Origin of the sequence: Kitasatospora sp. DSM 101779 (genome assembly GCF_025655475.1) — a bacterium.
Classification (GTDB): domain Bacteria; phylum Actinomycetota; class Actinomycetes; order Streptomycetales; family Streptomycetaceae; genus Kitasatospora.
Genome location: NZ_JAHTIK010000001.1, coordinates 1,990,570 through 1,998,628 on the forward strand (window position 1 = coordinate 1,990,570; position 8,059 = coordinate 1,998,628).

Consider the following 8,059-nt stretch of genomic DNA (forward strand, 5'->3'; position numbering starts at 1 on the left):
GGCCGGAGAACTGGTCGGCCATCACCTCGTTGGCGTCGGCCAGCAGCTCGCGCGGGACGAGCACCACGGCGGTGGAGCCGCCGTACGGCGAGGGCCGCAGGTGCACCCGGATGCCGTGCCGGCGGGCGAGGCGGCTGACCACGAACAGGCCGAGCCGGTCGGTGTCGGCGAGGTCGAACTCCTGCTCCACCGCGAGCCGCTGGTTGATCTCCTCCAGCGCGTGCTCGCTCAGGCCGAGGCCGCGGTCGTCGATCTCCAGGCAGAAGCCGTGCGCGACGACCTCGCCCTGCACCGTGACCTGGGCGTGCGGCGGGGAGAAGACCGTGGCGTTCTCGATGAGTTCGGCGACGAGGTGGGTGACGTCGGCGACCGCGCTGCCGAGCAGGCCGGTGCCGGGGAACGGCCGGACGATCACCCGGGCGTAGTCCTCGACCTCGCCGACCGCGGCCCGCACCACGTCGACCATCCGGACGGGCTTGCGCCAGGCACGGCCGGGCGAGCCGCCGGAGAGGATGATCAGACCCTCGGAGTGGCGCCGCATGCGCGTGGTGAGGTGGTCGAGCCGGAAGAGGTCCTCCAGCTCGGTCGGGTCCTCGGTGCGGCGTTCCATCGCGTCCAGCAGGGTGAGCTGGCGGTGCAGCAGCACCTGGCTGCGGCGGGCGAGGTTGACGAAGACGGCGGCGACGCCGCGGCGCAGCTCGGCCTGCTCGACGAGGGCCTCGACGGCGACCACCTGGACGTCGTGGAAGGCCCGGCCGACCTGGCCGATCTCGGCGGCACCGAACTCGAGGTCGGGCGTCTCGGCCTCGACGTCGACGCTCTCGCCGCGGCGCAGCCGTCCCATCATCTGCGGCAGCCGGGTGCCGGAGAGCTCCTGGGCGGCGTTGCGCAGCGCGATCAGCTCGCGGACGTGGCCGCGGCCGATCCGGTAGGAGATGAGGACGGAGAGGACGACGGCGAGCAGGCCGATCAGACCGGCGACGGCACCGCGGACGATCTGGTTGATCGCGTAGGAGTCGGCGCGCTCCCCGATCCGGTCGGCGAGCCGGGTGTTGAGGTCGGCGTAGGAGGCGAGCACCGGGGTCGCGGACTCGCGCCACGGGTCCTTGGGGTTGGCGTGGACGGCGGCGGCGCGCTGCACCGAGGAGTCGAAGTTGGCCTCGGCGGCGGCGAGCGCCATCCAGTTGTCGGAGCCGCGCAGGTCGGCGTAGTCGCGCTGGTCGGTGAGGTCGAGCTCGCCGGCGTAGACGCTGAACAGCGCCTGCTGGGAGTGCATGTTGTCCAGCGCCACCTGGATCATCTCGTCGCCGGGCTTGTCGGTGACCCGGAGCGCCTGCATCGCGGCGACCTCGCAGGAGAGGTACTCGCGGGCGCGGACGAGCTCGGTGAGCAGCATGGTCTGCCGCGGCAGCTGGCCGCTCTGCCGGCCGGCGAAGGAGGAGCGGAACGGGAAGACCCGCTCCACCAGGTCGCTGTAGGCGAGCAGCTCGTGGTCCCAGCTGACGACGTCGCGGCCGGCCTGGCCGCGGATCGCGGAGAGCTGGTCGGCGGCGGTGAGGATCTCCTGGTACTTCGTCCGCTGCTGGGCGTCGAGCTTGTCGAGCGCGGCCGTGTCGTTCAGGTAGTGCAGTTCGCGCAGGCTGTGGTCGGTGGCGGCCTGGGCGTGCTCGTACGCGTCCTTGTTGGCCTGCGAGCCCGGGTCGGCGAGGCGGAGGACGGCGGCGCGCCGCTCTTCCTGGAGATCCAGGGTGTACTGGTCGACCGGCTTGACCAGGTCATGGAAAGATGAGCTGACGTCGAACTGGCTGCGGACGTCCCCGGTGGTCACCAGGGTCGCGTAGACCCACAGCCCGGTGAGCGCCACGATGGGCACCATGAGCAGCGCGATGATCTTCGCGCGGATCGAGCTGCTGCGCAGACGCATGGGTTCCTCGGTCGGGATGGAGCCAGGCGCGGACAGGGGTGCGGGTCGGGCGGGCGGTTGCGCCTCCCCGACCGGGCATGGGTGTCCCGGCGGGGGGGCCGGGCCGTCGGATCTGCGTGACTCTACACCGCGCTGACCACCCGTTCGAAGGGTCGCAGCCATCCCCGCCGGCGCCTGTCCGATTGATCCGGGATTGCTCCCCGGGCGACCGCTCTCCGCTGTCACCGGGGGGTGCACTCCGTGCCGATCGCGCCGGGCCGTCCCCGGGCCTCTGGGCAGCACACCCGGAGATCCGGTAGCTTCGCTGCCGATCCGTCCGCCGGCCGGGCAGGCCGACCGCGCGGGGAAGACGGGGATCGGGGGCGGTGTGCGCGAGGTCAGCAGCCCCGCCCTGTCCGAGCCGGCCGCCGGCGGGCTCGCCGACTCGGTGTTCGACACCGCCGAGCAGAGCCCCGGGCTGATCCAGCTCTCCCGGCTCGTCGACGGGGTCTGGCGGCCGGTGACGGCGCTCCGGTTCCGCGACGAGGTGCTCGCCCTCGCCAAGGGGCTGCTCACCCGGGGCGTGCGCTACGGCGACCGGGTCGCCGTCATGTCCGGCACCTGTTACGAGTGGACGCTCTTCGACTACGCGCTGTGGGCGATCGGCGCGATCCCCGTGCCGGTGTACCCGACCTCGGCGCCCGAGCAGGTCCGCTGGATTCTCGCCGAGACGCAGGCGGTGGCCTGCGTGGTGGAGCACGAGGACCACGCGATGACGGTCGGCGCGGTCTGCGACGCGCTGCCCGAGCTCACCGGCATCTGGCAGCTGGACCGGGACTGCGTCGGCACGCTGATCGAGGACGGCCGGGGCGTGCCGGACGCGCTGGTGCACCGCCAGCGGCTCGGGGTCAGCGCGGAGAGCATCGCCACCGTCATCTACACCTCGGGCACCACCGGCCGCCCGAAGGGCTGCCTGCTCACCCACGGCAACTTCACCGCCGAGGCGGACGCCCTGCTGGAGGGCTGGGGCGAGATCTTCCGGGACACCGGCGGCGTGCCGCCCGCCACCCTGCTCTTCCTGCCGCTGGCGCACGTCTACGGCCGGATGGTGCAGGTCGCCGCCGTCCGCGGCGGCATCCGGATCGGCCACCACGGGCAGCTGACCACGGACAGCCTGCTGCCGGCGCTGGAGTCCTTCCGGCCGACCTTCCTGCACGCGGTGCCGTACGTCTTCGAGAAGATCTACCAGCGTGCCCGGGAGCGGGCGGAGGACGCCGGCAAGGCCGAGCTGTTCGACCAGGCCGCGGAGACGGCGGTCGCCTGGGCCGCCGCCCGCGAACGGAAGGCGCTCGGCCACGGCCCGGGCCCGGGCACGGCACTGCGGGTGCGCCACGCCGCGTACGACCGGCTGGTGTACCAGCGGCTGCGGGCGGTGCTCGGCGGCCGGGTGCGCAACATCATGTCCGGCGGCTCGACGCTGGGCCGCGAGCTCGGCCTGTTCTTCGCCGGGGCGGGCATGACGGTGTACGAGGGGTACGGGCTGACCGAGACCACCGCCGCGGTGACGGCGAACCCGCCGGGGCGGCCGAAGTTCGGCACGGTGGGCCGGCCGGTGCCGGGCGCGGCGGTGGCGATCGCCGAGGACGGCGAGGTGTGGGTGACCGGCAGCACGGTCTTCTCCGGCTACCTCAACCACCCGCGCTGCACCGAGGCGGCGCTCGTCCGGGGCTGGCTGGCCACCGGCGACATCGGCGAGCTGGACAAGGACGGCTACCTCACCATCACCGGACGCAAGAAGGAACTGATCGTCACCAGCAGCGGCAAGAACCTCGCCCCGGGCGCCCTGGAGGAGCGGGTGCGCTCGCACCCGCTGGTCGCCCAGTGCCTGGTGGTCGGCGACAACCGCCCGTACGTGGCGGCGCTGGTCACCCTGGACCCGCAGGCCCTGGCGCACTGGCTGAAGCTTCGCGGCCGCGAGCAGCTGGACGTGTGGGGCGCGCTCGCCGACACCGAACTGCACGGCGAGATCCAGCGGGCGGTCGCGGCGGCCAACACCGCCGTCTCACGGGCCGAGTCGATCCGCGCCTTCCGGCTGCTGCCCAAGGAGTTCAGCGCCGAGGACGGCCTGCTGACGCCCTCGCTGAAGATGCGGCGCAGCGCGATCCAGGCCTTCTACGCGGAGGACATCGAGGAGCTGTACGCGTCCTGACGGCCCGCCGCGCGCCGCGGGGTCGCGGGCACGGCGGGCCGGTGGGGGTCAGGCCGCGGCGCTGAACGACGGCAGGTAGCCGCCGGACTGCCCGGCCTTGTTCGGGTGGTAGCTCTCGTCGACGGGCAGCGTGGTGCTGTTCAGCCACTGGGTGGACGAGCCGCAGATCTCGTGCTCGGTGAAGATGCCGCGGACGTCCTTGAAGGTGAAGCCGGCGTCGGCGGCGCGCTTGGCGATGACCGAGTCGAGGGTGTCGGCGGCGCCGTTGATGGCGGTGCGCTTGGTGTCGCCGATGCCGAAGATGCAGTTGCCGCCGATCTTGTAGAGGTGCGGGTAGCCGAGCACCACGACGTGCGCGCTGGGGGCCTTGCTGCGGATCGCCGAGTACACCGCGTCGAGCTGGCCGGGCAGGGTGTTGGTGGCGTAGGACTTCGCGGTCGCCACCGCGCTCAGGCAGCTGCTCTCGGAGTTGAGCACGCAGGTCTGCATGGTGCTGGCGAAGCCGGCGTCGTTGCCGCCGATGGTGATGCTGACCAGGGTGGTGCTCGAACTGAGCGCGGAGATCTGGTTGTTCAGCACGTCGCCGGTCTTCGCCCCGGAGCAGGCGACGAAGCTGAACGAGGTGGGGGCGTTGGCGTTCTTCCAGAGGTACGGGTACGCATTGGTGCTGCGCTTGCAACTGCCGCTGTCACTGGTGTAGCTGCCCGCTCCGACGCCCGCGGAGTACGAGTCGCCGAGGGCGACGTAGCGGGCTCCGGCGGCCGAGGCGTCGGTGGCGGTGAACAGGGTGGCGAGGGAGAGCGCGAGCGCCGTGGCCGCAACGGGCAGGACTCTGGTTCGAGGCATGGGGGAACCTCCGGGTGGGGGGGTGAATGCAATCCGGAAGTGGGGGTGACCCGGATCACACTGTTGTGATACCAGGCAGTAGCCTCGCCGGATAGTGCCCATGCCAAAGTTGTTGACGGAGCAGCAGGTGTGGCACCGTCACGTCACCGCGGTGCCATCGGGAATTCCGCTCGAAACCTTTTCTGAAAGCAGGATTGACGGATCGTCAAAGAATCCTGGGAGTCACCCGAAGAGGGCGCAGCCGGCCTGCGGGAGCTCCTCGATCGTCTCGTTCGCCGAGGCCGGCACCCCGAGGTGCACCACCGCCGCGGCCACCGCCGCCCGCGCCTGGCGGACGCCCTGCGGGCCCCAGCCGAGCAGCTCGACCGCCAGCCCGGGTGCGACCAGCAGCCGCCGGTAGTGCCGACCCGAGGCCGGGTCCGGCAGCGAGGGGCCCACCCGGCGCAGCGCCGCCGCCATCCGCACCCGGGCGCACTCGTGCCCGCCGTTCGCCGAGCCCACCCGGTCGTAGAGGTAACCCAGGTACCAGGGACGGCCGATCACCGCCTGCGCCTCCTCCCCCGCCTCCCGGGCGAGGGCCGCGGCCGGGTCTCCCCCGTCCTCCGGCTCCAGCGAGCCGCCCGGCAGGCTGACGATGCCGTCCTTCGGGTTGACCAGGGTGAGCACCCGCCCGTCGGGGGCGAACAGCCAGCCCCAGGACTGCTTGACCGGCAGCCCGGACGGCACGTCCTCGCCGGGCCGCCACGGCCAGCCCGCGATCGGCCGGCGCCGGACCTTCCCGAGCAGGTCGGCGATCTCCGCGCTGTACTCGATGCGGTTCACGCGTGTCCCCTCCGGTCCGGGCCGCCGGCGCGCCCGGTCGGCGGCCGGGGAGCGGGCGCGGCGGGCCGCCTCCCGCTCCGACTGTTGATCTTCCCCGAACATCCGGTCGATGAACAGTCCTGGCCGCCGCCCGGGGCACACCCGCGACGCCCCCGTGCCCGCGCCGCGACCCTACCGCCCGTCACCGACGGTCCGCCCGGGATCACGGATCGGCATCGGCCGGGGCGGTCGGCACGGCCGGGTGTCGGTGCCGCCCGTTATGGTCGATGACCATGCGACTGCTGCATACCTCCGACTGGCACCTCGGCCGCTCCTTCCACCGGGAGAACCTGCACGACGCCCAGCGCGCCTTCCTCGACCACCTGGTCGCCGTGGCCGAGGCCGAGCGGGTCGACGCGGTGCTGGTCGCGGGCGACGTGTACGACCGGGCGCTGCCCGGCCTGGAGGCGGTCGCGCTCTTCGACGACGTCCTCGTCCGGCTCGCGGAGATCGGCGTGCCGACGGTCTTCATCAGCGGCAACCACGACTCCGCCCGGCGGCTCGGCGTCGCGGCCCGGCTGATCGACCGGGCCGGCATCCACCTGCGCACCGACCCGGACGGCTGCGCCGAGCCCGTGCTGCTCGCCGACGGGCACGGGCCGGTCGCCGTCTACGGCCTGCCGTACCTGGAGCCCGCCCTGGTCCGCGAACGCTTCGGGCTGGAGCGCGGCGGCCACGAGCAGGTGCTCGGCGCCGCGATGGACGCCGTCCGCGCCGATCTCGCGGGCCGCCCGGCCGGCACCCGCGCGGTCGTCCTCGCGCACGCCTTCGTGACCGGCGGCGCGCCCAGCGACAGCGAGCGCGACATCAGCGTCGGCGGGGTGGCGAGCGTGCCCGCCGCGGTCTTCGACGGCGTCCACTACGTCGCCCTCGGCCATCTGCACGGCAGCCAGCGGCTCGCCCCGCACCTGCGCTACAGCGGCTCCCCGCTGGCCTACTCCTTCTCCGAGGCCGACCACCGCAAGACCATGTGGCTGATCGACCTGGCCGCCGACGGCTCGATCGCCGAGGAGCGCCGGATCGACTGCCCGCAGCCCCGCGGGCTGGCCCGGCTGCGCGGCCGCCTCGCCGACCTGCTCGCCGCCGAGGAGCACGCCTGGGCCGAGGACCGCTGGGTGCAGGCCACCCTCACCGACGCCGCGCGGCCCGCCGAGCCGATGGAGTCGCTGCGCCGCCGCTTCCCGCACACCCTCCAGCTGCTCTTCGAACCCGAGCCCGCCGAGGACGACCCGCACCCCTCGTACGCGGCCCGGGTCACCGGGCGCTCCGACCTGGAGATCGCCGAGGGCTTCGTCCGGCACGTCCGGCCCGGCAGCACGCTCGGCGCGCACGAGCGCGACTGGCTGGCCGAGGGCTTCGAGACCGTCCGCCGCGAGGCCGAGCTCTCCCGCGAGGCCGCCCGATGAGGCTGCACCGGCTCACCCTCACCGCCTTCGGCCCGTTCGCCGGCACCGAGGAGGTGGACTTCGACCGCCTCGCCTCGACCGGGCTGTTCCTGCTGCGCGGCGCGACCGGCGCCGGCAAGTCCAGCGTGCTCGACGCGGTCTGCTACGCCCTGTACGGCGAGGTGCCCGGTGCCCGCCGGGGCAACCCGCTCCGCAGCGACCACGCCGCGGCGGGTCTGCTCACCGAGGTCCGGCTCGATCTCACGCTGGGCGGCCGGCGGCTGGAGATCACCCGCAGCCCCGAGCAGCAGCGCCCCAAGCTGCGCGGCACCGGCACCACCACCGAGAAGGCGCAGACCCTGCTGCGCGAGTGGGCCGCCGACACCGGCGACGGCACCGCCGGCTGGCGGGCCGTCAGCCGCTCCCACCAGGAGGCCGGCGAGGAGATCCGCCGCCTGGTCGGCATGAGCCGCGAGCAGTTCTGCCAGGTCGTCCTGCTGCCGCAGGGCGACTTCGCGCGCTTCCTGCGGGCCGACACCAAGCAGCGCGCCGAGCTGCTCGGCCGGCTCTTCGACACCCAGCGGTTCGGCCAGGTCGAACGCTGGCTCGCCGAGCGACGCCTCCGCCAGGAGGCGGCCGTCCGGGACGGCCGCCGGCGGCTGCGCGACCTGGCCGCCCGGGCCGCCGAGGCGACCGGTGCCGGCGGCGAGCCGGCCGAGGAGTGGGTGCCCGCCGAGGACGGCTCGGCCGCAAGCGCCGCCGACCTGGTCGACGGGGTGCTCGGGTGGGCGGCGATCCTGCGCAGCGAGGCCGCCGAGCAGCGGGCCGTGGCCGACACCGCGCTCGCCGCGGCAC

Annotated in this window: 6 protein-coding genes; 3 read left to right on the forward strand and 3 right to left on the reverse strand. The window is 73.7% G+C overall.

What is annotated here, in order from left to right:
• The coding region (locus KSNIM_RS09255) for a nitrate- and nitrite sensing domain-containing protein (protein ID WP_263102743.1) at nucleotides 1–1,924 on the reverse strand (1,924 nt) is incomplete at its 3' end.
• A 367-nt stretch (nucleotides 1,925–2,291) separates the two neighbouring features.
• Between KSNIM_RS09255 and KSNIM_RS09260 the strand changes: the two genes are divergently transcribed.
• Complete coding sequence (locus tag KSNIM_RS09260) at nucleotides 2,292–4,112, forward strand: AMP-dependent synthetase/ligase (protein ID WP_263102744.1); 1,821 nt, start codon at nucleotides 2,292–2,294, stop codon at nucleotides 4,110–4,112.
• A gap of 48 nt (nucleotides 4,113–4,160) precedes the next feature.
• On the opposite strand, the gene KSNIM_RS09265 is transcribed toward KSNIM_RS09260, so the two are convergent.
• On the reverse strand, nucleotides 4,161–4,958 hold the full coding sequence (locus KSNIM_RS09265; protein ID WP_263102745.1) for an SGNH/GDSL hydrolase family protein: 798 nt from the start codon (nucleotides 4,956–4,958) through the stop codon (nucleotides 4,161–4,163).
• Between the two features lie 222 nt (nucleotides 4,959–5,180).
• Nucleotides 5,181–5,780 carry a hypothetical protein gene (locus tag KSNIM_RS09270; RefSeq protein WP_263102746.1) on the reverse strand — a complete coding sequence of 200 codons (600 nt, stop codon included), beginning with the start codon at nucleotides 5,778–5,780 and terminating at the stop codon, nucleotides 5,181–5,183.
• A gap of 272 nt (nucleotides 5,781–6,052) precedes the next feature.
• Here KSNIM_RS09270 and KSNIM_RS09275 point away from each other — a divergent pair, with 272 nt between their 5' ends.
• The gene (locus KSNIM_RS09275) at nucleotides 6,053–7,225 is read left to right on the forward strand and encodes an exonuclease SbcCD subunit D (RefSeq protein WP_263102747.1); all 1,173 of its coding nucleotides are present in this window, start codon (nucleotides 6,053–6,055) and stop codon (nucleotides 7,223–7,225) included.
• Nucleotides 7,222–8,059: SMC family ATPase (locus tag KSNIM_RS09280; protein WP_263102748.1), on the forward strand; the 838-nt coding region annotated here is incomplete at its 3' end. The genes KSNIM_RS09275 and KSNIM_RS09280, both read left to right, overlap by 4 nt.